The organism is Micromonospora halotolerans (genome assembly GCF_032108445.1).
Taxonomy (GTDB): domain Bacteria; phylum Actinomycetota; class Actinomycetes; order Mycobacteriales; family Micromonosporaceae; genus Micromonospora; species Micromonospora halotolerans.
Genome location: NZ_CP134876.1, coordinates 3880242 through 3905101, shown reverse-complemented (window position 1 = coordinate 3905101; position 24860 = coordinate 3880242). Strand labels below are relative to the sequence as shown.

The 24860-nt window shown below is 74.2% G+C and carries 28 protein-coding genes; 7 read left to right on the top strand and 21 right to left on the bottom strand.

The genetic code is table 11. From position 1 onward, the window contains the following. Both RMN56_RS18610 and RMN56_RS18605 read right to left on the bottom strand, forming a co-directional pair. Nucleotides 1-651, bottom strand: coding sequence for a response regulator (locus tag RMN56_RS18610; protein WP_313718719.1), 651 nt, complete (start codon nt 649-651; stop codon nt 1-3). Continuing rightward, nucleotides 648-1847: a sensor histidine kinase gene (locus RMN56_RS18605; RefSeq protein ID WP_313718717.1), complete on the bottom strand. Its 1200-nt coding sequence runs from the start codon at nt 1845-1847 to the stop codon at nt 648-650. The genes RMN56_RS18610 and RMN56_RS18605 overlap by 4 nt, the downstream gene beginning before the upstream one ends. Nucleotides 1848-2001: 154 nt before the next feature. On the opposite strand from RMN56_RS18605, the gene RMN56_RS18600 reads away from it, so the two are divergent. Continuing rightward, a complete protein-coding gene (locus RMN56_RS18600) occupies nt 2002-2697 on the top strand; it encodes a hypothetical protein (protein ID WP_313718716.1) in 696 nt (231 codons plus the stop codon). An 86-nt stretch (nt 2698-2783) separates the two neighbouring features. Here the strand turns inward: RMN56_RS18600 and RMN56_RS18595 are convergent, their stop codons facing one another. Then, nucleotides 2784-3020, bottom strand: coding sequence for a hypothetical protein (locus RMN56_RS18595; RefSeq protein ID WP_313718715.1), 237 nt, complete (start codon nt 3018-3020; stop codon nt 2784-2786). 349 nt (nt 3021-3369) lie between these two features. Here RMN56_RS18595 and gnd point away from each other — a divergent pair, with 349 nt between their 5' ends. Then, nucleotides 3370-4812 carry an NADP-dependent phosphogluconate dehydrogenase gene (gnd, locus tag RMN56_RS18590; RefSeq protein WP_313718714.1) on the top strand — a complete coding sequence of 481 codons (1443 nt, stop codon included), beginning with the start codon at nt 3370-3372 and terminating at the stop codon, nt 4810-4812. A gap of 6 nt (nt 4813-4818) precedes the next feature. Here the strand turns inward: gnd and RMN56_RS18585 are convergent, their stop codons facing one another. From RMN56_RS18585 to recO, 5 genes are all read right to left on the bottom strand, one after another. Beyond that, on the bottom strand, nt 4819-5586 hold the full coding sequence (locus tag RMN56_RS18585) for a pirin family protein (protein WP_313718713.1): 768 nt from the start codon (nt 5584-5586) through the stop codon (nt 4819-4821). After that, nucleotides 5583-5804, bottom strand: a complete 222-nt coding sequence (locus RMN56_RS18580) for a thioredoxin reductase (protein ID WP_313718712.1) — start codon at nt 5802-5804, stop codon at nt 5583-5585. Before RMN56_RS18580 ends, RMN56_RS18585 begins: the two co-directional genes overlap by 4 nt. A gap of 139 nt (nt 5805-5943) precedes the next feature. Then, the gene (locus tag RMN56_RS18575) at nt 5944-6129 is read right to left on the bottom strand and encodes a hypothetical protein (protein ID WP_091269936.1); all 186 of its coding nucleotides are present in this window, start codon (nt 6127-6129) and stop codon (nt 5944-5946) included. Between the two features lie 70 nt (nt 6130-6199). Further along, entirely contained in the window at nt 6200-6976 is a 777-nt protein-coding gene (locus RMN56_RS18570) for an isoprenyl transferase (RefSeq protein WP_313724785.1), read from the bottom strand. 32 nt (nt 6977-7008) lie between these two features. Then, nucleotides 7009-7884, bottom strand: coding sequence for a DNA repair protein RecO (gene recO, locus RMN56_RS18565; RefSeq protein ID WP_313718710.1), 876 nt, complete (start codon nt 7882-7884; stop codon nt 7009-7011). Nucleotides 7885-7986: 102 nt separating this feature from the next. Here recO and RMN56_RS18560 point away from each other — a divergent pair, with 102 nt between their 5' ends. Then, nucleotides 7987-8766 carry a DUF4097 family beta strand repeat-containing protein gene (locus RMN56_RS18560; RefSeq protein WP_313718709.1) on the top strand — a complete coding sequence of 260 codons (780 nt, stop codon included), beginning with the start codon at nt 7987-7989 and terminating at the stop codon, nt 8764-8766. A gap of 13 nt (nt 8767-8779) precedes the next feature. On the opposite strand, the gene RMN56_RS18555 is transcribed toward RMN56_RS18560, so the two are convergent. The 8 genes from RMN56_RS18555 to RMN56_RS18520 form a co-directional block, all read right to left on the bottom strand. Next, nucleotides 8780-9919, bottom strand: coding sequence for an acyltransferase family protein (locus tag RMN56_RS18555; protein ID WP_313718708.1), 1140 nt, complete (start codon nt 9917-9919; stop codon nt 8780-8782). 192 nt (nt 9920-10111) lie between these two features. Beyond that, on the bottom strand, nt 10112-11008 hold the full coding sequence (gene era, locus RMN56_RS18550; protein WP_313718707.1) for a GTPase Era: 897 nt from the start codon (nt 11006-11008) through the stop codon (nt 10112-10114). Next, nucleotides 11005-11391: a cytidine deaminase-like protein gene (locus RMN56_RS18545; protein WP_313718706.1), complete on the bottom strand. Its 387-nt coding sequence runs from the start codon at nt 11389-11391 to the stop codon at nt 11005-11007. The genes era and RMN56_RS18545 overlap by 4 nt, the downstream gene beginning before the upstream one ends. Then, nucleotides 11384-12793, bottom strand: a complete 1410-nt coding sequence (locus RMN56_RS18540; RefSeq protein ID WP_313724784.1) for a hemolysin family protein — start codon at nt 12791-12793, stop codon at nt 11384-11386. Before RMN56_RS18540 ends, RMN56_RS18545 begins: the two co-directional genes overlap by 8 nt. After that, the gene (ybeY, locus tag RMN56_RS18535; RefSeq protein WP_262282060.1) at nt 12769-13242 is read right to left on the bottom strand and encodes an rRNA maturation RNase YbeY; all 474 of its coding nucleotides are present in this window, start codon (nt 13240-13242) and stop codon (nt 12769-12771) included. Before ybeY ends, RMN56_RS18540 begins: the two co-directional genes overlap by 25 nt. 18 nt (nt 13243-13260) lie before the next feature. Further along, a complete protein-coding gene (locus tag RMN56_RS18530; protein ID WP_313718705.1) occupies nt 13261-14319 on the bottom strand; it encodes a PhoH family protein in 1059 nt (352 codons plus the stop codon). Nucleotides 14320-14483: 164 nt separating this feature from the next. After that, entirely contained in the window at nt 14484-15860 is a 1377-nt protein-coding gene (locus tag RMN56_RS18525) for a serine hydrolase domain-containing protein (protein WP_313718703.1), read from the bottom strand. 21 nt (nt 15861-15881) lie between these two features. Beyond that, nucleotides 15882-16232 (bottom strand): histidine triad nucleotide-binding protein, encoded by a 351-nt coding sequence (locus RMN56_RS18520; RefSeq protein ID WP_313718702.1) that lies wholly within the window; start codon nt 16230-16232, stop codon nt 15882-15884. 93 nt (nt 16233-16325) lie between these two features. Between RMN56_RS18520 and RMN56_RS18515 the strand changes: the two genes are divergently transcribed. Next, a complete protein-coding gene (locus RMN56_RS18515; RefSeq protein WP_313718701.1) occupies nt 16326-17087 on the top strand; it encodes an SDR family NAD(P)-dependent oxidoreductase in 762 nt (253 codons plus the stop codon). 172 nt (nt 17088-17259) lie between these two features. On the opposite strand, the gene RMN56_RS18510 is transcribed toward RMN56_RS18515, so the two are convergent. From RMN56_RS18510 to hrcA, 3 genes are all read right to left on the bottom strand, one after another. Further along, entirely contained in the window at nt 17260-17994 is a 735-nt protein-coding gene (locus RMN56_RS18510; RefSeq protein ID WP_313718700.1) for a 16S rRNA (uracil(1498)-N(3))-methyltransferase, read from the bottom strand. A gap of 1 nt (nt 17995) precedes the next feature. After that, complete coding sequence (gene dnaJ / locus RMN56_RS18505; RefSeq protein WP_313724783.1) at nt 17996-19138, bottom strand: molecular chaperone DnaJ; 1143 nt, start codon at nt 19136-19138, stop codon at nt 17996-17998. A gap of 72 nt (nt 19139-19210) precedes the next feature. Beyond that, a complete protein-coding gene (hrcA, locus tag RMN56_RS18500) occupies nt 19211-20233 on the bottom strand; it encodes a heat-inducible transcriptional repressor HrcA (RefSeq protein WP_313718699.1) in 1023 nt (340 codons plus the stop codon). A 231-nt stretch (nt 20234-20464) separates the two neighbouring features. Here hrcA and RMN56_RS18495 point away from each other — a divergent pair, with 231 nt between their 5' ends. Continuing rightward, nucleotides 20465-21088, top strand: a complete 624-nt coding sequence (locus RMN56_RS18495; protein ID WP_313718698.1) for a DUF4870 domain-containing protein — start codon at nt 20465-20467, stop codon at nt 21086-21088. Nucleotides 21089-21133: 45 nt separating this feature from the next. Here RMN56_RS18495 and hemW read toward each other — a convergent pair whose 3' ends face one another. After that, nucleotides 21134-22357, bottom strand: coding sequence for a radical SAM family heme chaperone HemW (gene hemW / locus RMN56_RS18490; RefSeq protein WP_313718697.1), 1224 nt, complete (start codon nt 22355-22357; stop codon nt 21134-21136). Nucleotides 22358-22376: 19 nt separating this feature from the next. On the opposite strand from hemW, the gene RMN56_RS18485 reads away from it, so the two are divergent. Beyond that, the gene (locus RMN56_RS18485; RefSeq protein ID WP_313718695.1) at nt 22377-23162 is read left to right on the top strand and encodes an enoyl-CoA hydratase-related protein; all 786 of its coding nucleotides are present in this window, start codon (nt 22377-22379) and stop codon (nt 23160-23162) included. Between the two features lie 120 nt (nt 23163-23282). After that, nucleotides 23283-24143 carry a hypothetical protein gene (locus tag RMN56_RS18480; RefSeq protein ID WP_313718694.1) on the top strand — a complete coding sequence of 287 codons (861 nt, stop codon included), beginning with the start codon at nt 23283-23285 and terminating at the stop codon, nt 24141-24143. Between the two features lie 42 nt (nt 24144-24185). On the opposite strand, the gene RMN56_RS18475 is transcribed toward RMN56_RS18480, so the two are convergent. Further along, nucleotides 24186-24830 (bottom strand): MOSC domain-containing protein, encoded by a 645-nt coding sequence (locus RMN56_RS18475; RefSeq protein WP_313718693.1) that lies wholly within the window; start codon nt 24828-24830, stop codon nt 24186-24188. Nucleotides 24831-24860 lie beyond the last annotated feature (30 nt).

Sequence of the window (24860 nt, the reverse complement as noted above, 5' to 3'; positions counted from 1 at the left end):
CTACCTCCGGAGCTGGGCCAGCCCACTCCGGTACGCCAGCACCACCGCCTGCACCCGGTCCCGCACCCCGAGCTTCGCGAAGATGCGGTTCACGTGCGTCTTCACGGTCGCCTCGCCGACGAAGAGCTGGTCGGCGATCTCCCGGTTCGACAGGCCGAGCGCCATCATCCGCAGCACCTCGGTCTCCCGCGCGGTCAACTCGGCGAGGCCCGGGTGGGCCACCACCGACGCGGTCGCGGTGTAGTGGTCGATCAGGCGACGGGTGATCGACGGGGAGAGCAGGGCGTCGCCCCGGGCCGCGGTCCGCACCGCCTCGGCCAGTTCCCGGGGCGGAGTGGTCTTGAGCATGAACCCGGAGGCGCCGGCCCGCAGCGCCCGGTAGACGTACTCGTCGAGGTCGAAGGTGGTCAGCATGATGATCCGGGTCTCGCCGCGTGCCGCCAGGATCCGCTCGGTCGCGGCGATCCCGTCCAACGGCGCCATGTGGATGTCCATCAGCACGACGTCGGGCGCGAAGCGGGTTGCCAACTGCACGGCTTCCTCGCCGTCGGCGGCGTCGGCGACCACCTCGAGGTCCGGCTGCGCCGTGAGGATCATGCGGAGGCCACCGCGCACCAGCGCCTCGTCGTCGGCGATGAGGACCCGGGTCATCCGGTGACCCCCGCAGTGGCCAGTGCGCCGGCCGACGCCTCGGCGTCGAAGGGCAGCGTGACGCGTACCTCGAAGCCGCCCTGCGGGCGGCGACCGGCGCTGACCGAACCGCCGAACAGCTCCACCCGCTCCCGGATGCCGGTCAGGCCGTGCCCGGTGCCGGCGCTCCGCCGGGCCGGGCCGGTCCCGTCGTCGGCCACCTGCAGCCGGACGGCGTCACCGGCGACCTCGATCGAGACGCGGACGGTCGCGCCCGGCGCGTGCCGGGCGGCGTTGGTCAGCGCCTCCTGGAGGATCCGGTAACCGCTGACGTCGGCGGCGGCGGGGATCGTGTCGAGGTCCCCCGAGACGGTCACGTCCACCCGCCCGCCGGCGAGGCCCACCCCGGCGGTCAGCGCGTCGATCCGCCGCAACGACGGCAGTCCCTCCGGGGCCGTGTCCGCGCCGCGAAGGATGACCAGCAGCCGGCGCAGCTCGGTGACCACGTCCCGCCCGACCTCCTGCACCGCGTCGAGGGACGCGCGGGCCGCACCCGCGTCCGAGTCGAGCACGGCCTGCGCCGCCGCGGCCTGCAGCACCATCACCGACACCCCGTGCGACACGATGTCGTGCAGCTCCCGGGCCACCCGCAGCCGCTCGTCCGTCCGGGCGGCGGCCTCCCGCTCGGCGGCCAGCGCCACCAGCCGGGCCGCCTGCGCCCGCCGCATCCGCACGGCGTACCCGGGACCCAGCACGGCGAGCCCCACGAACAGGATGAAGATCCAGTCGGAGTCACCGGCCACGGCGTTCTCGATCCCGAGCGGGAGGAGGTAACTGGCCACGGCGACCGTGGGAGCGGCCCGGCCACCCACCGCGACACAGCCGAAGGTGGCGGCGACAAGCGCCAGCAGCGGCACGACCGGCCACTCCGGCAGGACGGGGGTGAAGCTCTGCGCGGTGAAACAGACGCCGGCGACGACGGCGGCCGCCCGGGGGTACGACGTGCAGCCGGCCACCGCGAGGCCGTAGCCGACCAGCAGCACGGTGAGGACGGCGAGCCAGCCGGCGGAGAGCGCGGCGAGGTCCGGCCCCTGACCTTCGACGTAGCCGGCCAGCGGGACGTACAGCTCGGCCAGGCCGAACGCGAACAGCGCGGCTCCGGCGAGCGAGCTGGCCACGCCGCGCCACCGGGCCCGGATGTCGAGGGCGGCAGACATGCCGGAAGGGTAGCCACGGCGGACGTGTCTCCGCGTCCACCCACGGGTGTAGCGAACCCCGCCGACACTCCACCCACGGATCAACCTCCACGCCGACGACCCGGTCCGGCTGCGGCTCCTAGCGTCCCTTCCACGACTTCGGAAGGAGACACTGATGGACGACAGCACCGGAGGGTGGACGGGCCGGCGGCTCACCGCGGGCGCCCTGCTCGGCGGCGGCGTGGTGTACGGCGTCGCGAACGCCTTCTACTGGGTGATGTTCCCGGACGACGTGGCCGACACCGCCGGGAACGTGGCAGTGGCCGCCGGGAACCTGGGCGCGTGGCGGGTGGAGACCATCCTGTTCGCCCTGGCCCATCTGCTGCTGCTGCCGGCGACGCTCGGGCTGGCCGCCATGCTGCGCCGGCACAGGCCGGTGGCGGCCACCATCGGCGGCGCCGTGGCGCTGCTCGGGCTCTACTTCTCCACCGTCCACCTGTGGCAGTACAACGCCTTCTTCGGGGCCCTGGCCGGCGGCGGCGTGACGGCCGATGCCGCCCGGCCGGTGACCACCGCGATCGACGGGGACCCGTTCGTGATGGCCTCGTTCGCGGTGTGGCTGCTCGGCTGGCTGGTCGGCCTCCTCGTGCTGGCCTTCGGCGCCTGGCGGGCCCGGCTGGTGGCCCTGTGGGTGCCGCTGCTCCTCACCGCCGGGCAGGTGCTGGATCTGGTCGGCACGGGCGTCCCGGTCAAGCTGGCGGTGAGCGTGCTCATGGTGGCCGGCTTCGTGGGCCTGGCCCTCGGCGTCGCGCGGCGGCGGGCGGTCGAGGCGCCGGCCGGGACGGCGACCCCGGCGGCCGCCACGGCCTGAGCCGCGGAAGCGGGCGCGTGGGACGCTTCCCGCGGCTTCGGGTGCAGTTGTCGTCGCCGGAGCGGCGACAACTGCACCCGACGACCTCAGCTCCGCCGGAACGCGTAGAACCGCGTCTGGCCGGCGCGCTGGCTGCGTCCGGCGAGGCGGGCGTCGCGCCCGGCCGGCGGGCCCGCCTTGGGCGGCGGCGGGGTGTCCGCCAGGGCGGGCAGGGCAACCGGGGACGCCACCGTCAGCGTGTCCAGGTCCGGCGGGGTCACCTCCACCAGGGACGGTTTCGGCGTCTGCTTACGGGACTTCTTCGGACTGCGCTTGGCGGGCATACGCTGCCTCCTGACTGTCGGGCACCCGTGGGCACATCGAGCGGGAAACACCCGGGCGGGTCCGGCCAGGAACGCCACGCCACCGACGGTGACGGGAGGATGCGGACGCCCGGGGCGCACGGTCCACGGCGGTACGCACGGTGGACCGGGCCTTCGAGAGGTGGGCGTCAGTTACGCATGACCGCACGCTAACCCACCGCCGCACCGCCCCGCATCCGAATTACCGCGCCGGTCGGCCGGGAACGCACCGCTACCCGACCCTCACCCGCCGTCGACATCCCGGCCCAGGCCCGCGCCACCCGCGATACGGTCGCAGCACGGGCACCGGAGACGAGGGGTGGCGGTACGCATGGCACAGCAGGCGACGGCGCAGATCGGGGTCACCGGTCTGGCGGTGATGGGCCGCAACCTGGCCCGGAACCTGGCCCGCAACGGCTTCACCGTGGCGCTGCACAACCGCTCGCCCGAACGCACCCGCAGCCTGGTCGCCGAGCACGGCGACGAGGGCACCTTCGTGCCGTCGGAATCCATGGCGGACTTCGTCGCCTCGCTGGAGCGCCCCCGCGCCGTGATCGTCATGGTGAAGGCGGGCGCCCCCACCGACGCGGTGATCGACGAGCTGGTCCCGCTGCTGGAGGAGGGGGACATCGTCGTCGACTGCGGCAACGCGCACTTCGCCGACACCCGCCGCCGGGAGGAGGCGCTGCGCGGGCACGGGCTGCACTTCGTCGGCACCGGCGTCTCCGGGGGCGAGGAGGGCGCGCTGCGCGGGCCCAGCATCATGCCGGGCGGCTCGGCCGAGTCCTACCGGAAGCTCGGCCCCATCTTCGAGAAGATCGCGGCCCAGGTGGACGGCGTCCCGTGCTGCCGGCACATCGGCCCGGACGGCGCCGGCCACTTCGTGAAGATGGTCCACAACGGCATCGAGTACGCGGACATGCAGCTCATCGCCGAGGCGTACGACCTGCTGCGGGCCGGCCTGTCGGCGAGCCCCGCGGAGATCGCCGAGATCTTCCGGGAGTGGAACGGCGGCGAGCTGGAGTCCTTCCTCATCGAGATCACCGCCGACGTGCTCGGGCACAGCGACCCGGCGACCGCCCGGCCCTTCGTGGACGTGGTGCTCGACCAGGCCGAGCAGAAGGGCACCGGCCGGTGGACCGTGCAGAGCGCGCTGGACCTCGGCATCCCGATCACCGGCATCGCCGAGGCCACCTTCGCCCGGTCGCTCTCGGGGCACGCCGACCAGCGCGCCGCCGCCCGCCGCGCGTTTCCCGACGCGGGCGAGAAGTGGCAGGTGGACGACCGGGACACCTTCGTCGAGGACGTCCGGCGGGCGCTGCTGTCCAGCAAGATCGTCGCGTACGCGCAGGGCTTCGACCACATCCGCGCCGGCAGCCAGGAGTACGACTGGGACATCGACCTGGGCGGCATGGCCACCATCTGGCGGGGCGGCTGCATCATCCGGGCCCGCTTCCTGGACCGGATCCGGGAGGCGTACGACACCGAACGGGACCTGCCCACGCTGCTGGTCGCCCCCTGGTTCGCCGACCGGGTGGGCGCCGGTGTTCCGGCCTGGCGGCGGGTGGTGGCCGACGCGGCCCGGGCGGGCGTGCCCACCCCGGCCTTCTCGTCGTCGCTGGCGTACTTCGACGCGCTGCGCGCCGAGCGGCTGCCGGCCGCGCTCATCCAGGGGCTGCGGGACAACTTCGGCGCGCACACCTACCACCGGGTGGACCGGGAGGGCACGTTCCACACCCTGTGGGCGGGCGACCGCTCCGAAGTGGAGGCGTGAGCGCGCTCAGGCGAGCGTGGCGTGCATCTCCCAGACCAGGATCTCCGCCGGCTCGTCGGCGGTCACCCGCTGACCTCCGGCCATCGTGATCCGGGCCGCGTCGCCCTCGTCGAGCCGTCCGGCCGACTCCAGGGTCACGGCGCCGGCGGGCACGTAGAGGTGCAGGAAGGGCGCGTCGGGCAGGTTCACCGTGTCGCCGGGACCGAGGCGGGCGGCGTGCAGGGTGGCGTACCGGTTGCGGATTCGGATGGCGGAGGCGCCGTCGTACCGGTCCATCCCGGAGGCGACCGGCACGAGGCCGCCCCGCAGCAGTTCGTCGCCGATCTCCAGCTGCTCGTAGCCCGGGTCGATGCCCTCCTCGTCGGGGAGCACCCACATCTGCACGAAGTGCACCGGGTCCCGGTGCGGGGCGGTGTTCTCCAGCCGCCAGGAGTCGTTCTTCTCCGAGTGCAGGATGCCGGTGCCGGCGCTCATCCGCTGGGCCAGGCCGGGGTAGATGACGCCGGAGTGGCCGGTGGAGTCCTGGTGGACCAGCGAGCCGCGCAGCACCCAGGTGACGATCTCCATGTCCTGGTGCGGGTGGGTCTCGAAGCCGCTGCCCGGTCGCACCACGTCGTCGTTGTTGACCAGCAGCAGCCCGTGGTGGGTGTTGGCCGGGTCGTAGTGCCGGGAGAACGAGAAGGAGTGCTTGGAGTCGAGCCAGGACAACCGGGTGAAGAAGCGGTCCCCCGCCCGGCGGACGTCCACCGCCGGAGCGGGCGCCGTGGCGGTCACCAGGCACGCTGCCCGGTGTCGGTCGGCGCCCAGGTGAGCGCCGGTTCGCCGGTGCTCAGCTCGGCGATCTCCCCGGCGCGGACGGCGGGCGTGTGGCCGAGTTCGGCGCAGTGCTGCTCGGCGATCTCCGCGCAGATGAGGGCGACCTGCTCGCAGATCGGGCTGCCCAGGTCCGCCGCGTTCAACGCCATGATCATTTTGAACCGGAGATCGTGCATCCCCCACCCCCGTGGCGGGCGCGTCCCGGCGGCGCGCCCTGCGCCGATCGTACGCGCGGGCGCCCCGCTCCCGGCCGGAAAGCCGGATGCGGGGCGCCCACGACACGGCCCGCCGCGGCGTCGCGGCGGGCCGTGGACGTCACCAGAACCGACGGCGCTTGGCCTTCTGCGGGCGCAGCATGTCGGCGCCCTTGGTGAGCAGTCGGCTCACCCCGGTCGGGCCGCGACGGGCCTCCAGGGTGTGGCTGAGCCGGCGCGCGCCGGCCGCCGCCAGCGGCACGGCGACCGCCATGACCGCCCACTGGGCAATCCGCTTCTGAATCATGTGGGTTCACCTCCGCTATCTGCCTGCTGTCCAGATTGATACCCAGCAAACGGCGTCGGTAAGCGCGACCTCAGGCCCCGGGGGCCACCGGGTTGGGCAGCGCGCCGCCGAAGCGGCGATCCCGCTGGGCGTAGAGCTCGCAGGCGTACCAGAGGTGCCGGCGGTCGAAGTCCGGCCAGAGGGTGTCGAGGAAGACCAGCTCCGCGTAGGCGGTCTGCCAGAGCAGGAAGTTGGAGGTGCGCTGCTCCCCGGAGGGGCGGAGGAAGAGGTCCACCTCGGGGACCTCCGGGTGGTAGAGGTATTTCGCGATGGTCTTCTCGGTGACCTTGCCCGGGTCGAGCCGGCCGGCGGCCGCGTCGCGGGCGATCGCGGCGGCGGCGTCGGCGATCTCCGCCTGACCGCCGTAGTTGACGCAGAACTGGAGGGTCAGCGTCGAGTTGCCCCGGGACATCTCCTCGGCGGTCTGCAGCTCGGAGATGACGCTCTTCCAGAGCCGCCCGGCCCGGCCGGACCAGACCACCCGGACACCCAGGTCGACGAGCTGGTCCCGGCGCCGCCGGATGACGTCCCGGTTGAAGCCCATGAGGAAGCGCACCTCGTCCGGCGAGCGGCGCCAGTTCTCGGTGGAGAAGGCGTACGCCGACAGGTAGGGGATGCCCAGCTCGATCGCACCCTCGATGGTGTCGAAGAGGCTGTGCTCCCCCTGCTCGTGACCCTTCGTCCGGGGCAGCCCGCGCTCCTTGGCCCAGCGGCCGTTGCCGTCCATCACCACGGCGACGTGCCGGGGCAGCGCCTCGGCCGGCAGCGCCGGGGGCCGGGCGCCGGAGGGGTGCGGAGTCGGTGGCACCGGCTCGCGCCGGCCGGCCCTCAACGATCGGATCACTCGGTCATCTCCCTGTTCACACCAGCGGCGGCGGGCCCGCCTCCGGTGCGCGGCGGGACCACACCCGGCCCCGCGCCGCCGGGCGGCGGGACCGCGCCGGACGCCGGGGCACCCCGGTCGACCAGCGGCAGCGAGCGTAGCGCGCGTTCCAGGTGCCACTGGAGGTGCGCCGCGACGAGGCCGCTGCACTCGCGGCGCACACCGGCCTCGGTCGCGTCCGCGTACGCCCAGTCGCCGGTGGTCAGCGCGGACATCAGCTCGACGGTCGCCGGGGCCGGGTGGGCGGCGCCCGGGGGCCGGCAGTCCGGGCAGACCGCGCCCCCGGCCGGCACGGAGAACGCCCGGTGTCGCCCCGGGGTGCCGCACACCGCGCAGGCGGTCAGCGCCGGCGCCCAGCCGGCGAAGGCCATGCCGCGCAGCAGGTAGGCGTCGAGCACCAGGGTGGTGGCGTGGTCGCCGGTGGCCAGCGAGCGCAGCGCGCCGAGGGTGAGCTGGAACAGCCGCAGTGAGGGTTCCCGCTCGATCGGGGTGAGCCGCTCGGCGGTCTCGGCGATCGCGCTGGCCGCCGTGTAGCGGGGGTAGTCGCCGAGGAACCGCTTGCCGTAGAGGTCGATCCCCTCGGCCTGGCTGATGGTGTGCAGCGAGCTGCCGTGGTTGCCCTTGGGGTCGCCGGCGAGCTGGAGGTCGACGTGCCCGAACGGCTCCAGCCGGGCGCCGAACTTGCTGGTGGTCCGCCGGACGCCGCGGGCCACCGCGCGCAGCCGGCCGTGCCGCCGGGTGAGCAGGGTGATGATCCGGTCGGACTCCCCCAGCTTCTGCACACGCAGCACCACCGCGTCGTCGCGGTAGAGCTGTCGGCGGTATCCGGCCATCGGCCCATTCTCCCTCGGGGTGCGAAATCAGGGTCTCCTCGGGGTGGATCGGCGGTCGGACCCGGATGCGCCGCCCGGAGGGTCGGTCGTAGCGTCCTGACCATGGCTCTGCACCGGACCGCCGTGGCCGCCGCCGCGGCCGCCTCCCTGATCGTCCTCGCCGGGTGCGACACCCTGTCGTTCCGCCGCCTCGACTACGACCAGACCGAGCAAGCGAAGATCGCTCGGATCACCGTGCCGTCCGGCGGCGCGGGTGACGTGACGATCCGGGCCACCGGTCCGGCGGACCAGGTGCGCATCAAGCGGGTCGTCCGCTACCAGGGCGGGGAGCCGAACACCCGCTACGAGATCAAGGGCGACGAGCTGGTGCTGCCGAGCGACTGCGGCGCCCGGTGCACGGTCTCCTGGGAGGTGACCGCCCCGGAGGGCGTGACGGTGCGCGGCGAGACCAGCTCCGGGACCGTCATGCTGCACCGGGTCGGCCCGGTGGACTTCACCCTCAACTCCGGCGACATCACCGTGACCGAGGCCCGCGGCGAGGTCCGCGCCGCCACCACCTCGGGGAACATCGAGGTGGTCGACGCCACCGGCCCGGTCCGGCTGCGCGCCTCCTCCGGCGACATCACCGCCCGCCGGCTCGCCGCCGGGATCGACGCGGAGGCCACCTCCGGCAACCTCGCCGTCGAGCTGGACAAGGCGGCCGCGGCCCGGCTGCACGCGACCAGCGGCGACGTCGACCTGACCGTGCCCGAGGGCCGGTACCGGGTGCGGGCGGACGCCAAGTCCGGCGACACCAACCTCGCCGTGCTGAACGACCCGGGCGCGCCCCTGCTGCTCGACGTCACCGCCACCAGCGGCAACGTGACGGTCAACCAGCGCTGAGGCCGGCCGCGGGTCAGCCCGGGACGCGGCCGGACCGCTCCGGCGCGCGGCGCGGGCCCGGCACCCGGGCGCCCGCGGTCGCCAGTTCGGTTCCCGCTCCGGCGGGCGCCGGGCTGGCCGGTGCGGCCGCCGCCCGCTCGGCCAGGGTCCGCCGGGGGCGCCCCGGCACCAGTTCCGGGGTACGCCGGGCGGCCCGGTCCTCGACCCAGCCGACCAGCAGGGTGACCACGCCCACCAGCGCGAACACCAGCGCCACCCGGATCGCCAGCCCGAGCAGGTCCTGGTGCGACCAGCCGACCACGTCGACCAGCGGGGTGAGCGCCACCACGAACGGCATGTGCCAGAGGTAGACGGTCAGCGCGCGCCGGTTCAGCACGGTGACCACCCGGCCCAGCACCGGGGTGCGGTCGACCCAGGCCGCCCCGGCCGGCGCCCGGCCGATCGCCACCAGGATGAACGCCGCCGACCAGAGCGCGTTGCCCAGGTGGATGTCGTTCAGGTCGTGGCCGCGCGGGCCGGGATGCGTGAAGATCCAACCCAGCCCGGCCGCGCCGAGGGCGAGCGCGAGCGGGACGAGCACCCGGTTGGCCGTGCGGCGCAGCAGGCCCTCGTGGTGGGCGAAGCCGAGCAGCCACGCCCCGAAGTACAGGCCGAACTCGCGCAGCAGGGTCGGCGGGTTCGCCAGCACGCCGAACTCGATCGCCGCGAGCAGCGCGTACGGGGCCAGCAGGGTGGGCAGCGGGGCCCGGCGGAACAGCCGGAGGGCCACCGGCGAGGCCAGCACGAACCACAGGTAGTCCCGCAGGTACCAGATCGGGCTGAGCGCGAGGCCGCCCCAGTAGTTGGCCGGCGGGTCGCTCACCGGAAGAAGCCAGAGCAGCACCTTCGGGGTGAGCGCCAGCCCGGTGAGCAGCATGGCCGGCACGAAGACCACGGCGAGCACCCAGAGCGACGGCAGCAGCCGGCGCAGTCGCCGCCCCACGGCCGGTACGCCGCTCCGGTCCAGCGACGCGGCCATCAGCGAGCCCGCGAGCGCGAACATCACCGACATGGCCGGGAAGATCAGGGTCAGCGTCGCCCATCCGGTGACGTGGTAGACGACGACGCGCACGATGGCCAGGGAGCGGAGCAGGTCGAGATAGCGGTTTCGCATCAGCTCGCGGGGGCGTCGGGGACAGGGAGCAACGCCTCCCTACCCTCCGACTCGGCCGGACGAAACGGTGCGGGACCCGGGGTCAAAAGTGAAACATCGCACAAAGCCGACCGATCGCGGCCAGGCCGGCACCCGCCGGAACGCGGACCGCCGGCCCCGGGGATCCGGGACCGGCGGTCGGGGCGTACGGGGTCAGAAGCCGAGCTTGCGCAGCTGCTTCGGGTCGCGCTGCCAGTCCTTCGCGACCCGGACGTGCAGGTCCAGGTAGACGCGGGTGCCGAGCAGCTCCTCGATCTGCCGGCGGGCCGTGATGCCCACCTGCTTGAGCCGGCTGCCCCGGTGACCGATGACGATCGCCTTCTGACTCGATCGCTCCACGTACACGTCGGCGTAGATCTTCGTGACGTCGCCCTCGGGGATCATCTCCTCGACCACGACGGCGATGGAGTGCGGCAGCTCGTCCCGGACGCCCTCCAGGGCGGCCTCCCGGACCAGCTCGGCCACGAGCACCTGCTCCGGGTCGTCGGTGAGCATGTCGTCCGGGTAGAGCTGCGGCGACTCCGGCAGGTAGCCGGTCATCACGTCGACCAGCGTGTCCACCTGGTGGCCCGAGACGGCGCTCACCGGCACCACGTCGGCGAACTCCCCCAGCTCGCTCACCGCGAGCAACTGCTCGGCCAGCCGCTTCTTGTCCACCAGGTCGGTCTTGGTGACCACGGCCAGCACGGTGGCCCGCAGGCTGGCCAGCTCGCCGGTGATGAACCGGTCGCCCCGCCCGATCGGCTCGTTCGCCGGGATGCAGAGGCCGATCACGTCGACCTCGCTCCAGGTCTCCCGGACCAGGTCGTTCAGCCGCTCGCCGAGCAGCGTGCGGGGGCGGTGCAGGCCCGGGGTGTCGACCAGCACGAGCTGGGACTCCGGCCGGTGCAGCACGGCCCGGATGATGTGCCGGGTGGTCTGCGGCTTGCTCGAGGTGATTGCGATCTTGGTGCCGACGATCGCATTGGTCAGCGTCGACTTGCCCGCGTTCGGCCGGCCGACGAAGCAGCCGAAGCCGGCCCGGTAGGGACGCGGCTGAACCTGGGTCACTCGACCACCGTGCCGAGGACGGTGCCGTCCGGCGCGGCCACGTGGATCGGCGCGTCGGCGGAGAGGTCCCGGACCGCGGCGTGCCCCGCGCCGTCCAGCGTCGAGGCCTCGGTCACCACGACGGCGGCCTCCAGCCGGCTCGCGCCGGCGGCCACCGCCGAGGCGACCGCGAGCTGGAGCGCGGTCAGGGCCAGCGACGGCAGCGCCACGCTGGCCGCCGCGTACGTCCGGCCGTCCTGGTCGCGGACCGCCGCGCCCTCCACGGCGCCGACCCGGCCCCGCGCGCCCCGGGCCAGGACGACCAGCTTGCCGTCCTCGGCGCTCAGCTCGCCCGGGTCGGACGGGGTGGGCCGGGCGGCCGGCACGGCGGGTGACTCAGGCATCGGCGGGTTGCCTCTCCTCGGAACGGTTCTGGTTGCCACGGGGATCGGCCTGCTCGCCGTGCCCCGCGCTGTCCGGCGCGTCGCCCGGCTCGACCCGGCTGACCAGCACGGTGTCGATCCGGTTGCGCCGCCCGGTGGTGCCCTCGGCGATCAGCCGCAGCCCGGCCACCTGGGCCCCGGAACCGGGGATCGGCACCCGGCCGAGCGCCTGGGCGAGCAGGCCACCGACCGTCTCCACCTCGTCGGTGGGCAGGTCCGTGTCGAACAGCTCGCCCAGATTCTCCACCGGCAGCCGCGCGGTCACCCGCACGGCCCCGTCCGCCAGGCGTTCGACCGGCGGGCGTTCGACATCGTACTCGTCGGTGATCTCGCCGACGATCTCCTCCAGGATGTCCTCGATGGTGACGAGGCCGCCGGTGCCGCCGTACTCGTCCACGACGATGACCAGGTGGTTGCGGGCCGCCTGCATCTCGGAGAGCAGGTCGTCGACCGGCTTGGACTCGGGCACGAAGGTCGCCGGGCGCATCAGCTCGGCCACCGGCGTCTGCCGGGCCTCCGGGGCGCCCTGGATCCGCCGGATCAGGTCCTTGAGGTAGAGCACGCCGAGCACGTCGTCGACGTTCTCGCCGATCACCGGGATGCGGGAGAAACCGGAACGCAGGAAGAGCGCCAGCGCCTGGGCGAGGGTCTTGCGATCCTCTATCCACACCATCTCGGTCCGGGGCACCATCACCTCACGGGCGATGGTGTCGCCGAGCGCGAAGACCGAGTGGATCATCTGTCGCTCGCCGTGCTCGACGACGCCGCGCTGCTCGGCCAGGTCGACCAGCTCACGCAGCTCGACCTGGGTGGCGAACGGCCCCTCGCGGAAGCCGCGCCCCGGGGTGACCGCGTTGCCGATGAGGATGAGCAGCGAGGCCAGCGGGTTGAGCGCCCGGCCCAGCCAGCGCACCAGCGGCGCGACCGCGCGGCCCACCGCGTAGGCGTGCTGCCGCCCCAGGGTGCGCGGCGCCACGCCGACCACCACGAAGCTGACCACGGTCATCGCCCCGGCGGTGACCAGGGCGGCCCGCCAGCCGGCGCCGAAGGTGTCCACCGCCACGAGCGCGACCAGCGTGGTGGCGGTCAGCTCGGCCAGCAGCCGGAGCAGGAGCAGCAGGTTGAGGTGGCGGACCACGTCGCCGGCGACCGCCTGGAGGGTACGCGCGCCGCGCGCGCCGTCCCGGGCCAGCTCGGCGGCCCGAGCCGGCGAGACGGCGGCCAGCGCGGCCTCGGTCATCGCGATGAGGCCGGCGAGCACCACCAGCCCCGCCGCGACGACGAGGAGGGTGAGATCGGGCAGGCCGGCGGGTGCGCCGACGGCCGCCAGGGTGGTGATCACTGCGATCGGGTCGACCGCCAGCTGGCCAGCAGCCGGGCCTGGAGACCGAACATCTCCCGCTCCTCCTCCGGCTCGGCGTGGTCGTAGCCGAGCAGGTGCAGCACGCCGTGCACGGTGAGCAGGTGCAGCTCGTCGGCGGTGGTGTGCCCGGCGGCGGCCGCCTGCTTGGCCGCCACCTCCGGGCAGAGCACGATGTCGCCGAGCAGAGCCGGCTCACCGCCGGCCGGGGAGCTCTCCCCCGGGCCGTGGTCGACGCTGCCCTCGTCCATGGGGAAGGCGAGCACGTCGGTCGGGCCGTCGCCACCCATCCAGCGGTGGTTCAGCTCCGACATGTATTCGATGTCGACCAGCAGCACGGAGAGCTCGGCGAGGGGGTTGACCCCCATCTCGTCGAGGGCGTGCCGGGCGACGGCGAGCACGGCGTCGGTGTCGACGTCGGCGCCGGACTCGTTGGCGATCTCGATGGACAACTGTCTTCCTCTGTCGGATTAGCGGCGTCGGCCGGCCCGGCCGCCCTGGGCGGTCCGCCCGGGCACGGCGTGCACGCTCTGCGCCTGCTGGTTCTCCCGCTCGGCGTCCCAGCGGGCGTACGCGTCGACGATCTCGCCCACCAGCTTGTGGCGTACCACGTCGGAGCTGGAGAGCTGGGCGAAGTGCACGTCCTCGACGTTGCCCAGGATCTCCCGGACGACCCGCAGGCCGCTCGTCGTCCCGCCGGGCAGGTCGACCTGGGTGACGTCACCCGTGACCACGATCTTGGAGTTGAACCCGAGCCGGGTGAGGAACATCTTCATCTGCTCGGGCGTGGTGTTCTGCGCCTCGTCGAGGATGATGAACGCGTCGTTGAGGGTGCGGCCCCGCATGTAGGCCAGCGGCGCCACCTCGATGGTGCCGGCGGCCATCAGCTTCGGGATCGACTCCGGGTCGAGCATGTCGTGCAGCGCGTCGTAGAGCGGGCGCAGGTAGGGGTCGATCTTCTCGTTCAGGGTGCCGGGCAGGAAGCCCAGCCGCTCGCCCGCCTCGACCGCCGGCCGGGTCAGGATGATCCGGTTGACCTGCTTGGCCTGGAGCGCCTGGACGGCCTTCGCCATGGCCAGGTAGGTCTTGCCCGTGCCCGCCGGCCCGATGCCGAAGACGATGGTGTGCGCGTCGATGGCGTCGACGTAGCGCTTCTGGCCCAGGGTCTTGGGACGGATGGTGCGCCCGCGCCGGGAGAGGATGTTGAGCGTCAGGACCTCGGCGGGCCGCTCGGCGCCGCCCTGCTCGAGCATCCCGACGGTACGCCGGACTGCGTCAGTGGTCAGGGTCTCGCCTTTCTCGATCAGTTCGAGCAGCTCGCTGAAGAGACGCTCGGCGAGGGCGTTGTCGGCGGGCGCGCCGGTGATGGTGATCTCGTTGCCGCGCACGTGGACGTCACTGTTGACCGAGCGTTCGACGAGCCGCAGGATCTCGTCGCCCGCGCCGAGCAGGTTCACCATGATCTTCTGGTCGGGGACCGTGATCCTGGTCTGCACCCGGGGCGGGCCGGGAGGTGGAGTGCCGGTCATAGGTCGGGCCGACGGGCCCTACGCCACCTGCTCTCGAACTCGGCGCCGGGCCCTGCTGGCGCGGCGGTCGTGACTCCCATCGTATCGGGTCAACACCCGCGGCACCGCGCCCATTTCCGTCCGGCGCAAGCCGGCGGAACAGACCCTCCGCCGGCGCCCGGAGATCAGCTGCCGGCGCGGAAGTCGTACCCCTCGAAGGTCTCCTGATGCCGGGTGAAGCGGTAGGTGGCCCAGTGCATGCGGACCACCGCGCCGCGCTCGTCCCGGGTCAGCCGGAGCAGCTCGCCCACCTCCCGGCCGGCGACCGTGCGGAACACGTCCGGCCGGTCCGGCACCGGGGCGAACACCGCGGGCGGCTTGCCGGCCGGGTCGTCCGCGCCCCGGGCCCGCAGCGCCCCGTCGTGCCAGGCGAAGACGTACTCGAAGCCCTCGCCCCACCACCGGCCGAGCAGGCCACGCAGGTGCTCCGGGGCGGGCGCGCCGGGCCGCCACGGCTCGACGTCGGCCGGGTCGTGCTCGGCGGCGGTAGCGAGCAGCCGGTGCGGCAGCTCGAAGACCTCCACGCCGGTGCCGGAGGAACCGAGCACCGCGCAGCCCATCGCGCCGGCCGTGCCGTCCCCGCCGCGCCGGCCGTAGACGGCGGCCAGGAAACCGGGCATGGCCCCGTCGTGCCCCACGTGCATCACCCGCTCCGGCTGCGGCACCAGGATCAGCCCGAGGCCGAAGCCGCCCGCCCAGAGCGTCTCGTCGGTGGTGGTGAGCGGCCAGCGCATCTCGTCGAGGGTGGCCGGCGCGAGCACCGCGCCCGCCGGGTCCAGCGCGGCCGGGTCGGCCAGGAACGCGGCCCAGCGGGCCATGTCCGGCGCGGTGCTCCAGAGCTGCGCGGCGGGGGCCACCGCGCCGAAGTCGGCCGGCGGCTCCGGACGGGCCTCGTCGGAGTACGCGTCGACCAGGAACCCGGTCGCCGCCCGGTCGCCCGGCGTGGTGCCGGTGGCGGTCAGCCCGAGCGGGGCGAGCACCCGCTCGGCCAGCACCTCGGCCCAGGTGCCGCCGCGCAGCCGGGCGACCGCCTCGCCGAGCAGGGCCATGCCGAGGTTGGAGTAGTGGTACCGCCGGCCGCTGGGCAGCACCCGCTCCACCCGGGCCAGGTCGGCGAGCAGCTCGCCGACGTCGGGCGCGCGGAGGCTGTCCCAGACGTCGCCGTGCGGCTCGCGCTGCAGGCCCGCGGTGTGCGACAACAGCCGGCGTACGGTCAGCTCGCCGTGCGCCGGCAGGTCGAGGTGCCGCCCGATCGGGTCGTCCAGGTCGAGGAGCCCCTCGTCGCGGCACTGCATGGCCAGCACCGCCGTGAAGGTCTTGGTGACCGAGCCGATCCGGAAGACCGACTCCGGCCCGAGCGCGGTGTCGTTGCCGGTCCCGCCGACCGTGCAGGTCCAGAGCGGCCGGTCGGCCCGGTGCAGGGCGGCTGACACCGCCGGGATCCGCCCGTGGGCCTGCGCCTGCCGCACCATCCGGCCGAGCCGGTCATGCACCGTGATCATGAAGGCAGTCTAGGCAGCGCGTCAGCGGCAGAGCATCGGGCCGAGCGGCGCGCCGCCCAGCAGGTGCGCGTGCACGTGGAAGACCTCCTGACCGCCGTACGGGCCGGTGTTGAACATGAGCCGGAAGCCGTCCACGGTCAGCCCCTCCTCCTCGGCCACCACGGCGGCGGTGCCCAGCAGCTCACCGGCCAGGCCCGGGTCGCCCTGGGCCAGGGTGGCCACGTCCGCATAGTGCTCCTTGGAGATCACCAGCACGTGGGTGGGCGCCTTCGGGTCGATGTCCCGGAACGCCAGCGTGGTGGCGGTCTCGCGGACGATGGTGGCCGGGATCTCCCCGGTGACGATCCGGCAGAACAGGCAGTCGGTTCCCATCGGGGCAGTGTAAGGAAGGGCCCCCTGTTAACGCCTCGTGCATAGGAAGGGCCCCTTCCTAACCACGGGATTGGGTGCGGCAGGATGGCCGGCATGGCGGGACGGGCGGTACTGGTGACGGGGGCCTCGCGCGGCATCGGCCGTGCGGTGGCGCGGGCGTTCGCGAAGGGCGGGGACCGGGTGGCCGTCCACCACCGGGACTCCGCGGAGTTGGCCGAGGCGCTGCGCGCCGAGCTGCCCGGCGACGGGCACGTGGTGGTCCGCGCCGACCTGGCCGACCCGGAGGCCGTGCGGGCCATGGTGGACGAGGCGGCGCGTCGCCTGGGCGGCATCGACGTCCTGGTCAACAACGCCGGCGTCTACGGCCCCCGCGACCTGCCCCACCCGGTCTTCGGGAACACGTACGACCAGTGGCAGGAGCAGTGGCGGCTGGTCCTGGAGACCAACCTGACCGGCGCCGCGAACGTCACCTGGTGCGCCGCCCAGCACATGCGCGAGCGGGGCGGCCGGATCGTGAACGTGTCGTCCCGGGGCGCCTTCCGGGGCGAGCCGGAGCAGCCCGCGTACGGGGCGAGCAAGGCGGGGCTGAACGCGCTCGGTCAGTCGTTGGCGCTGGCCCTGGCCCCGTACGGGATCGCGGTGGCGACGGTCGCGCCGGGCTTCGTGGCGACCGACATGACCACCACCCACCTGAGCGGCGAGCGGGGCGCGGCCATTCGCGCCCAGTCCCCGTTCAACCGGGTGGCCCGCCCCGAGGAGATCGCCGCGGCGGTGCACTGGCTGGCCAGCCCCGAGGCCGAGTGGGCCTCCGGCACCATCGTCGACCTCAACGGCGCCTCCTACCTGCGCACCTGACGCCGGCCGGGCGCGCGTCCGACGGGAGCGCGGGCCCCCCTGCCGCGCTCGCTTTGCTCTGCAGCCACCTACGCAGCGCCACCCTCAGAGAGGTGGTGCGTCGATGGCTGCAGAGCAAAGGCGGATGCGAGAGGTGCCCGGGGTCACCCGCGAGCGCGGAGGACCGGCCGGGCTACCAGCGACCGAGGCGGGTGGACAGCACGCTGAGCGCGGCCACGCCGGCCGTCGACGTGCGCAGCACCGAGGGGCCGAGCCGCACGGCACGGGCGCCGGCTTCGCGGAACGCCGACAGCTCGGTGGGGGCGATGCCGCCCTCGGGGCCGACCACCAGGACGATCTCGCCGGTGTCGGGCAGGGCGCCCGTGGTCAGCCGCTCGTCGGCCTCCTCATGCAGGACGAACGCGGCGGCCGCGCCGGAGATCCGCCGGGCCACCGTGGTGGTGGACTCGTCGGGCGTGCCGGCCACCACCGGCAGCCACGGGCGGCGGGCCTGCTTGGCGGCCTCCCGGGCGGTGGCCGCCCACTTCTCCCGGGCGCGTACGCCCCGCTCGCCGCGCCACTGGGTCACCGAGCGGGACGCCGCCCACGGGACGATCTCGTCCACGCCGACCTCGGTCATCGCCTGCACGGCCAGCTCGCCCCGGTCACCCTTGGCGATGCCCTGCACCACGACCAGCCGGGGGACGGACGCGTCCTCGTACCCGCGGGAGGTGACCCGGAGGTCGAGGGTGCCCTTGCCGACGGCCGTGACCACGGCGCCGGCCGTGCCGCCCCGCCCGTCGGCGAGCAGCAGCTCCTCGCCGACGCGCAGCCGCTGCACGGTGGCCGCGTGGTGCCCCTCGGGGCCGTCCAGCGTCAGCGTGTCACCGGTGGGCAGCGCCTCGACCAGGAACAGCGGCGCCGACACCTCAGGCGTGCCCGTTGAAGGCGTCGCGCATCCGGGAGAAGAAGCCGCCCTGCTTGGTCAGCTCGGCGACCTCCTCGCCGCGGGTCTTGGCGAAGTCGCGCAGCATCCGCTCCTGGTCGGCGTCGAGCTTGGTCGGGGTCCGCACGTCCAGGTGGACGTAGAGGTCGCCCCGGCCGGTGCCGCGCAGGTGCGGTACGCCCCGGGCGCGCAGCCGCAGGGTGCTGCCCGGCTGGGTGCCCGACTTGACGTCGACCGTCTCCTCGCTGTCCAGGGTCTTGATGGTCAGCCGGGTGCCGAGCGCGGCCGCGGTCATCGGCACGGTGACCCGGCAGTGCAGGTCGTCGCCCTTGCGGGAGTAGACGTCGTGCGGCCGCTCGTGGATCTCCACGTAGAGGTCGCCGGCGGTGCCGCCGCCCGGACCGACCTCGCCCTGCTGGGCCAGCCGGATCCGCATGCCGTCCTCGACGCCCGCCGGGATCTTGACGGTGAGCGAGCGCCGGGTGCGCACCCGGCCGTCGCCCGCGCAGGTCGGGCAGGGGTGCGGGATGGTGGTGCCGTAGCCCTGGCAGACCGTGCACGGCCGGGCCGAGACCACCTGGCCGAGGAAGGTCCGCTGCACCGACTGCACCTCGCCCCGGCCGCCGCACGCCTCGCAGGTGGCCAGGTGGGTGCCCGCCGCGGTGCCCGCGCCGGAGCAGGTGGTGCAGAGCACGGCGGTGTCGACGGTGATCGGCGCCTCGACGCCGAACGCCGTCTCGTTCAGGTCCAGCTCCAGCCGCAGGATCGCGTCGGCGCCCGGCCGGGTACGCGGCCGCGGGCCGCGGCTGCCGCCCGCCGCCCCGCCGAAGAAGGCGTCCATGATGTCCTGGAAGCCGACGAACGGGCCGGCGCCGCCCGGACCACCCGGACCCGCGCCCCCGCCGCCCGGGGCGAGCGGGTCGCCACCCAGGTCGACGATCTGCCGTTTCCGATCGTCCGAGAGGACCTCGTACGCGGCGTTGATGTCCTTGAACTTCTCCTGTGCCTCCGGGTCCGGATTGACGTCCGGGTGGAACTGCCGCGCCAGCTTGCGGTAGGCGCGCTTGATCTCGTCGTCGGAGGCGTCCCGGCTCACGCCGAGAATGCCGTAGTAGTCCCTGGCCACTGCGTTCGGTGTCCTCATGTTCGTCTCGCGTTGCGCCGGTCGGCGGCCGGAGCCGGCCGTCGGTCTGACTGGTCAGTTCTGGGCCAGCAACTCGCCCACGTAGCGTGCCACGGCCCTCACCATGGCGATATTGCCGGGGTAGTCCATCCGGGTCGGCCCGAGCACGCCGAGCCCACCGACGATCGTGCTGCCCGGGCCGTACCCGGTGCTGACCACCGAGGCGGCGCGCAGGTTGTCGATCTCGTTCTCGTCGCCGATGAGCACCCGGGTGGTGCTCGGCTCGGTCTCGCCGATCAGCTTGAGCAGCACGACCTCCTCCTCGAGCGCCTCGAGGATCGGGCGCAGCGAGCCCTGGAAGTCGAGCAGGCCGCCCCGGGTCAGGTTGGCCGTGCCGGCCAGCGCGATGCGCTCCTCGTGCCGTTCGACGAGGGTCTCCAGCAGCACGGTGGAGAGCGTGGCCATGGCCGGGCGCAGCTGCGGGGTGGACTCGTCGACGAGGGCCTGCACCAGCGGCGGGGTGTCGGACAGCCGGCTGCCGACGAGCTTTTCGTTGACCAGGCGGCGCAGGTGGGTGACGTCCTCGGCCGGGATCGGGCCGGGCATCTCGACCAGCCGCTGCTCGACCCGGCCGGTGTCAGCGATCATGACGACCATCAGCCGGGTGGTGGAGATCGGCACCAGCTCCAGGTGGCGCACCTTGGAGCGGGCCAGGCTCGGGTACTGCACGACGGCGACCTGCCGGGTGAGCTGGGCCAGCAGCCGGACGGTGCGGTGCACCACGTCGTCCAGGTCGACCGCGCCGACCAGGAAGCGCTCGATCGCCCGGCGCTCGGCCGGGCTGAGCGGCTTGACCCGGGAGAGCCGGTCGACGAACAGCCGGTAGCCGCGGTCGGTGGGCACCCGGCCGGCACTGGTGTGCGGCTGCCGGATGTAGCCCTCCTCCTCCAGCACCGCCATGTCGTTGCGGACGGTCGCCGGGGAGACACCCAGCTGGTGGCGCTCGACCAGGGCCTTGCTGCCGACCGGCTCCTGCGTGGCGACGTAGTCCTCGACGATCGCGCGCAGCACGGCGAGCTTGCGGTCGTCGAGACCCATCTCCCCACCTCCTGACGCACCTCGTCCGCCCCGGCGCGCGGCGTCCGCCGGGCGTCTGGCACTCGACTGTAGCGAGTGCCAGTCTACGTCGGCCGGCCCGCCGACGCGATGATCAGCGACGTACCTCCGGTGGGGCCCGCGGCACACCGGACCCGCCAGGGCCGAACAGCCGGACATCCCGGGCGATGTCGCTCTGGTGCGCCCTTGCCTCCGGGACCTACCGTGACGTCCATGACTGAACCTCCTCGCCCTCCCGGAGCGGGGGACTCCGGCGCACCGCCGCCGGAGCCGACCCCCCCGTCGGCACCGTACGGCTCGTCGCCGGCCGGCGAACCACCCACCGCACCACTGTCCGGGGCACCGGCGGGGGGCGGCTATCCCCCGCCCGGTGGCTATGCCCCGCCTCCCGGCGGACAGCCGCCGTCGGGCGGCTACCCACCCCCCGGCGGCTATCCCCCGCCGGGTGGCGGCTACCCGGGCGGCGGCTCCTACGGGCCGCCCGCCGGCTACGCCAACAACGACGACAAGACGTGGGCCCTGGTCGCGCACTTCGGCGGGGCGGCCGGGATGTTCGTCGGTGGCGGCGTGCTCGGCTGGGTGGCCCCGCTGGTCGCCCTGCTCGCCCGCGGCAACCAGTCGCCGACCGTCCGCGCGCACGCGATCGCCGCGCTGAACTTCCAGCTCATCTGGTCGATCATCGCGGTGGTCGGCTGGATTCTCGCCTGCATCCTGATCGGTTTCGTGATCGCTCTCGGCGCGATGATCATCGGCATCATCTTCGGCATCCTGGCCGGGGTGAAGGCCAACGAGGGCCAGCTCTACCGCTACCCGATGTCGGCCAGCCTGATCAAGTGACCCGCCCTCCGGCCGGTTCCCCTTTCCGGGGGCCGGCCGGTCCGGTCAGGGCAGCAGGTCGCGGACGACCGCGTCGGCCAGCAGCCGGCCGCGCAGGGTGAGCACCGCCTGCCCGGCGGCGTACGCGCCGGCGTCCAGCAGGCCGCCGGCCCGGGCCCGCTCGGCGCCCGCCCGGCCCGCCTCGTCGAGCCCGGACAGGGGCAGCCCGTCGGCGAGCCGCAGCCGCAGCATCACGTCCTCCATGTGCGCCTCGTCCGGCGTGAGCACCTCCCGGGCCAGGCCGGGCGACTCCCCGGCGGCCAGCCGCTGGGCGTACGCCGTCGGGTGCTTGACGTTCCACCAGCGCACCCCGCCGACGTGGCTGTGCGCCCCCGGGCCGAGGCCCCACCAGTCGGCGCCGGTCCAGTAGAGCAGGTTGTGCCGGCACCGGGCCGCCTCGGAGCGGGCCCAGTTGGAGACCTCGTACCAGGAGAAGCCGGCCGCCGCGAGGGCCGCCTCCGCGGCCAGGTAGCGGTCCGCCGCCACGTCGTCACTGGGGTACGGCAGCTCGCCGCGGCGCATCCGCGCGGCCAACCGGGTGCCGTCCTCCACGATGAGGGCGTACGCGCTGACGTGGTCCACCCCCGCCGCGACCACCTGGTCCAGCGAGGCGGCGAAGTCCTCGGCCGACTCCCCCGGCGTGCCGTAGATCAGGTCCAGGTTCACGTGCTCGAACCCGGCGTCCCGCGCCTCCAGCGCCGCGGCGGTGGCACGGCCGGCGCTGTGCTGCCGGTCGAGGATCGCCAGCACCCCGGGCGCCGCGGACTGCATGCCCAGCGAGATCCGGGTGTAGCCGGCGGCCCGCAGCGTCTTGAGCGACTCCGGGGTGACCGTCTCGGGGTTGGCCTCGGTGGTCACCTCGGCGTCGGCCGCCAGCCCCCAGGTGCGGTCGATGCCGTCGAGGATCCGGGCCAGGTCGTCGGCGGGCAGCAGGGTGGGGGTGCCGCCGCCGACGAAGACGGTGTCCACCCGGGGCGGCGGGGTGTCGCCCAGCACCCGGCCGGCGAGAGCCAGCTCGGCCAGCACGGTGTCGGCGTACGTCTCGCGGCTGCCACCGCCGCCGAGCTCGGCGGCCGTGTAGGTGTTGAAGTCGCAGTAGCCGCACCGGCTGGCGCAGAACGGGACGTGCACGTACACGCCGAAGCCGCGCGCGCCGACGGAGCGGCGGGCGGCAGCGGGCAGCGCCCCGTCGCGCGGGACGGGTTCGCCTTCTGGAAGGACGCCGGGCATGGCCACTAGTGTGCCCGGCATGACCTCTCCGGACGCTCTCGTGCGGGTCGCCACGGCCCGTGGGGTGACCACCCTCACCCTGGACAGCCCGCACAACCGCAACGCGCTCTCCACCCCGCTGATGACCGAGCTGCTGGCCGGGCTGGCCGCGGCGGTCGCCGACGACGCGGTCCGGGCCATCGTGCTGGACCACACCGGCCCGGTGTTCTGCTCCGGGGCCGACCTGAAGGAGACCGCCGCCGCGTACGCCAGCGGGAGCGTGCCGGCCGGAATGCTGGGCGACGTGCTGGTCGCGGTGCGGGAGTGCCCGAAGCCGGTGCTGGCGAGGGTGGCCGGGCCGGCGCGGGCCGGCGGGCTGGGCCTGATCGCCGCCGCGGACCTGGCGGTCTGCGCCGAGGAGGCGACGTTCGCTTTCACCGAGGTCCGGATCGGGGTGATCCCGGCGGTGATCTCGGCGACCGTGCTGCCCCGGCTGCACCCCCGGGCCGCCGCCGAGCTGTACCTGACCGGCGACACCTTCGACGGCCGGCGGGCCGCCGAGATCGGCCTGGTCACCGCCGCCGTGCCGGCGGACGCGCTGGACGACGCCGTGGCGCGCTACCGCGCCTCGCTCGTGAAGGGCGCGCCGAAGGCGCTCGCCGGCACCAAGGAGCTGCTGCGCCGGCCGGCCGCCACCGACCTGCGGGCCGAGATCGCCGAGTTGGCCACGCTCTCCACGGGGTACTTCCTGTCCGAGGAGGGCCGGGAGGGCGTCCTCGCGTTCCGGGAGAAGCGGCCCGCGGCCTGGGTGCCCGCCGGAGACTGAGACCGAAAGGCCCCCCGGACGCGGGGCGTGCCGGGGCGGTGACGCAGCGGGAGGCGTCCGGTCGGCCGACCCGGAGACGGGAGTGGGCGACGTACGCTTGGCGGGCTGTCGGGACTGGGGGTGCGGGTGCGAACGCGAGCGGCGATCGTGGCATCGGGTGTGGTGGTGGCGGTGCTGGCCCTGCTCGGCGTGTGGTTCGTCGCGAAGCAGTTCGGGCATCACCTGCGGCTGCCGCTGGCCAGCCGGACCTGCACCGTCCAGGCCGACGGCGAGGTCGTGCTCGGCGCCGACCAGATGGCCAACGCGGCCACCATCGCGGCCATCGGCGTGCAGCGCGGGATGCCCGAGCGCGCCGTGATCGTGGCGCTGGCGACGGCGTACCAGGAGTCGCACCTGCGCAACATCGCCCACGGCGACCGGGACTCGGTCGGCCTGTTCCAGCAGCGCCCGAGCCAGGGCTGGGGCACCCCCGAGGAGATCCGCGACCCGCGCTACGCGGCGAAGAAGTTCTACGCCGCGCTGAAGAAGGTCAAGGGCTGGGAGAAGCTGCGGGTGACCGAGGCCGCCCAGCGGGTGCAGCGGTCGGCCTACCCCGAGGCGTACGAGAAGTGGGCGGACGAGTCGCAGGTGCTCACCCGCGCCCTGCTCGGCGACGCGACCGGGGCGGTGGCCTGCACGGTCGGCCCGACGCCGACGATGCGCGGCCCGGCCGCCGCCAGCGCCCTCATGCAGAGCCTGGCCCTGGACTGGGGCCTGCCGGAGCTGGCCTCGGGCACCGACCTGACCGGGCTGACCGTGCCGGCCGCCGACAGCCGCAACGGCTGGCGGTACGCCCACTGGCTCGTCTCGCACGCCGACGACCACGGGGTGAAGCGGGTGCGCTTCGGCGGCCTGGAGTGGACGGCCGAGCAGGGCACCTGGGCCAGGGTGAAGGGCGACCCGGCCAGCCAGGTGCTGGCCGAGGTCTTCGCCGCGGCCTGACGCCGGCCTGGCCCGTCTCGGCGGCCCGGGCGGCCCGGGCGGTCAGCCGGCGGCGACGCCGAGGCGGCGGCGGACCTTGGCCCGCACCGACTCGGGCAGCTCCGGCACGTCGAGCAGGCGCGGCAGCAGCTCCGGCTCCAGGGTGGTCGCCCGGAACACCTCGCCGATCGTCACCCCGTGCGCGGGCCGGTCGACCACCTCGACGGGATCGCCGGCGCCCACCTCGCCCTCGCGCAGCACCCGCAGGTACGCCCCGGGCGCGCCGTGGACGGTGAACCGCTTGATCAGGTCGGGCACACCCCAGAACCCGGCGAAGGTGGCGCACGGGGTGCGTGGCTTGGTGACCTGGAGGACGGCCGAGCCGACCGCCCAGCACTCGCCGATCACCGCCCCGGTGACGTCCACCGCCCAGGTGGTGAGGTTCTCGCCGAAGGCGCCCGGCCGCAGCGCCCGGCCCAGCTCGCCGGCCCACCAGCCGGCGTCCTCCTCGGCGTAGGAGTAGACCGCCTGGTCGGGGCCGCCGTGGTGGGCCCGCTCGCCGATGAAGTCACCGGTGACGCCGGCGAGGCGGATCTCCACGCGGCCGTCGACCGGCCGCTTGTCGATGCCGCTGCGACCGCTCGGGTCGCCCGCCCACTCCGCCTCGGTCACCCCGCCGATGTTCACCGCCGCCAGCCTGCCCGTCATGCCGGCGAGCCTACGGCCCGAGGTGGACCC

Excerpts from the sequence above, each read along its gene's own strand:
- RMN56_RS18580 (WP_313718712.1), bottom strand. The coding sequence starts at position 5,804 with ATGCACGATCTCCGGTTCAAAATGATCATGGCGTTGAACGCGGCGGAC.
- recO (WP_313718710.1), bottom strand. The coding sequence starts at position 7,884 with ATGGCCGGATACCGCCGACAGCTCTACCGCGACGACGCGGTGGTGCTG.
- RMN56_RS18560 (WP_313718709.1), top strand. The coding sequence starts at position 7,987 with ATGGCTCTGCACCGGACCGCCGTGGCCGCCGCCGCGGCCGCCTCCCTG.
- RMN56_RS18515 (WP_313718701.1), top strand. The coding sequence starts at position 16,326 with ATGGCGGGACGGGCGGTACTGGTGACGGGGGCCTCGCGCGGCATCGGC.
- RMN56_RS18545 (WP_313718706.1), bottom strand. The coding sequence starts at position 11,391 with ATGCCTGAGTCACCCGCCGTGCCGGCCGCCCGGCCCACCCCGTCCGAC.
- RMN56_RS18600 (WP_313718716.1), top strand. The coding sequence starts at position 2,002 with ATGGACGACAGCACCGGAGGGTGGACGGGCCGGCGGCTCACCGCGGGC.
- hemW (WP_313718697.1), bottom strand. The coding sequence starts at position 22,357 with ATGCCCGGCGTCCTTCCAGAAGGCGAACCCGTCCCGCGCGACGGGGCG.
- RMN56_RS18530 (WP_313718705.1), bottom strand. The coding sequence starts at position 14,319 with ATGACCGGCACTCCACCTCCCGGCCCGCCCCGGGTGCAGACCAGGATC.
- RMN56_RS18595 (WP_313718715.1), bottom strand. The coding sequence starts at position 3,020 with ATGCCCGCCAAGCGCAGTCCGAAGAAGTCCCGTAAGCAGACGCCGAAA.
- RMN56_RS18575 (WP_091269936.1), bottom strand. The coding sequence starts at position 6,129 with ATGATTCAGAAGCGGATTGCCCAGTGGGCGGTCATGGCGGTCGCCGTG.
- RMN56_RS18610 (WP_313718719.1), bottom strand. The coding sequence starts at position 651 with ATGACCCGGGTCCTCATCGCCGACGACGAGGCGCTGGTGCGCGGTGGC.
- hrcA (WP_313718699.1), bottom strand. The coding sequence starts at position 20,233 with ATGGGTCTCGACGACCGCAAGCTCGCCGTGCTGCGCGCGATCGTCGAG.
- RMN56_RS18605 (WP_313718717.1), bottom strand. The coding sequence starts at position 1,847 with ATGTCTGCCGCCCTCGACATCCGGGCCCGGTGGCGCGGCGTGGCCAGC.
- RMN56_RS18520 (WP_313718702.1), bottom strand. The coding sequence starts at position 16,232 with ATGGGAACCGACTGCCTGTTCTGCCGGATCGTCACCGGGGAGATCCCG.
- gnd (WP_313718714.1), top strand. The coding sequence starts at position 3,370 with ATGGCACAGCAGGCGACGGCGCAGATCGGGGTCACCGGTCTGGCGGTG.
- RMN56_RS18475 (WP_313718693.1), bottom strand. The coding sequence starts at position 24,830 with ATGACGGGCAGGCTGGCGGCGGTGAACATCGGCGGGGTGACCGAGGCG.
- RMN56_RS18495 (WP_313718698.1), top strand. The coding sequence starts at position 20,465 with ATGACTGAACCTCCTCGCCCTCCCGGAGCGGGGGACTCCGGCGCACCG.
- RMN56_RS18525 (WP_313718703.1), bottom strand. The coding sequence starts at position 15,860 with ATGATCACGGTGCATGACCGGCTCGGCCGGATGGTGCGGCAGGCGCAG.
- RMN56_RS18555 (WP_313718708.1), bottom strand. The coding sequence starts at position 9,919 with ATGCGAAACCGCTATCTCGACCTGCTCCGCTCCCTGGCCATCGTGCGC.
- RMN56_RS18485 (WP_313718695.1), top strand. The coding sequence starts at position 22,377 with ATGACCTCTCCGGACGCTCTCGTGCGGGTCGCCACGGCCCGTGGGGTG.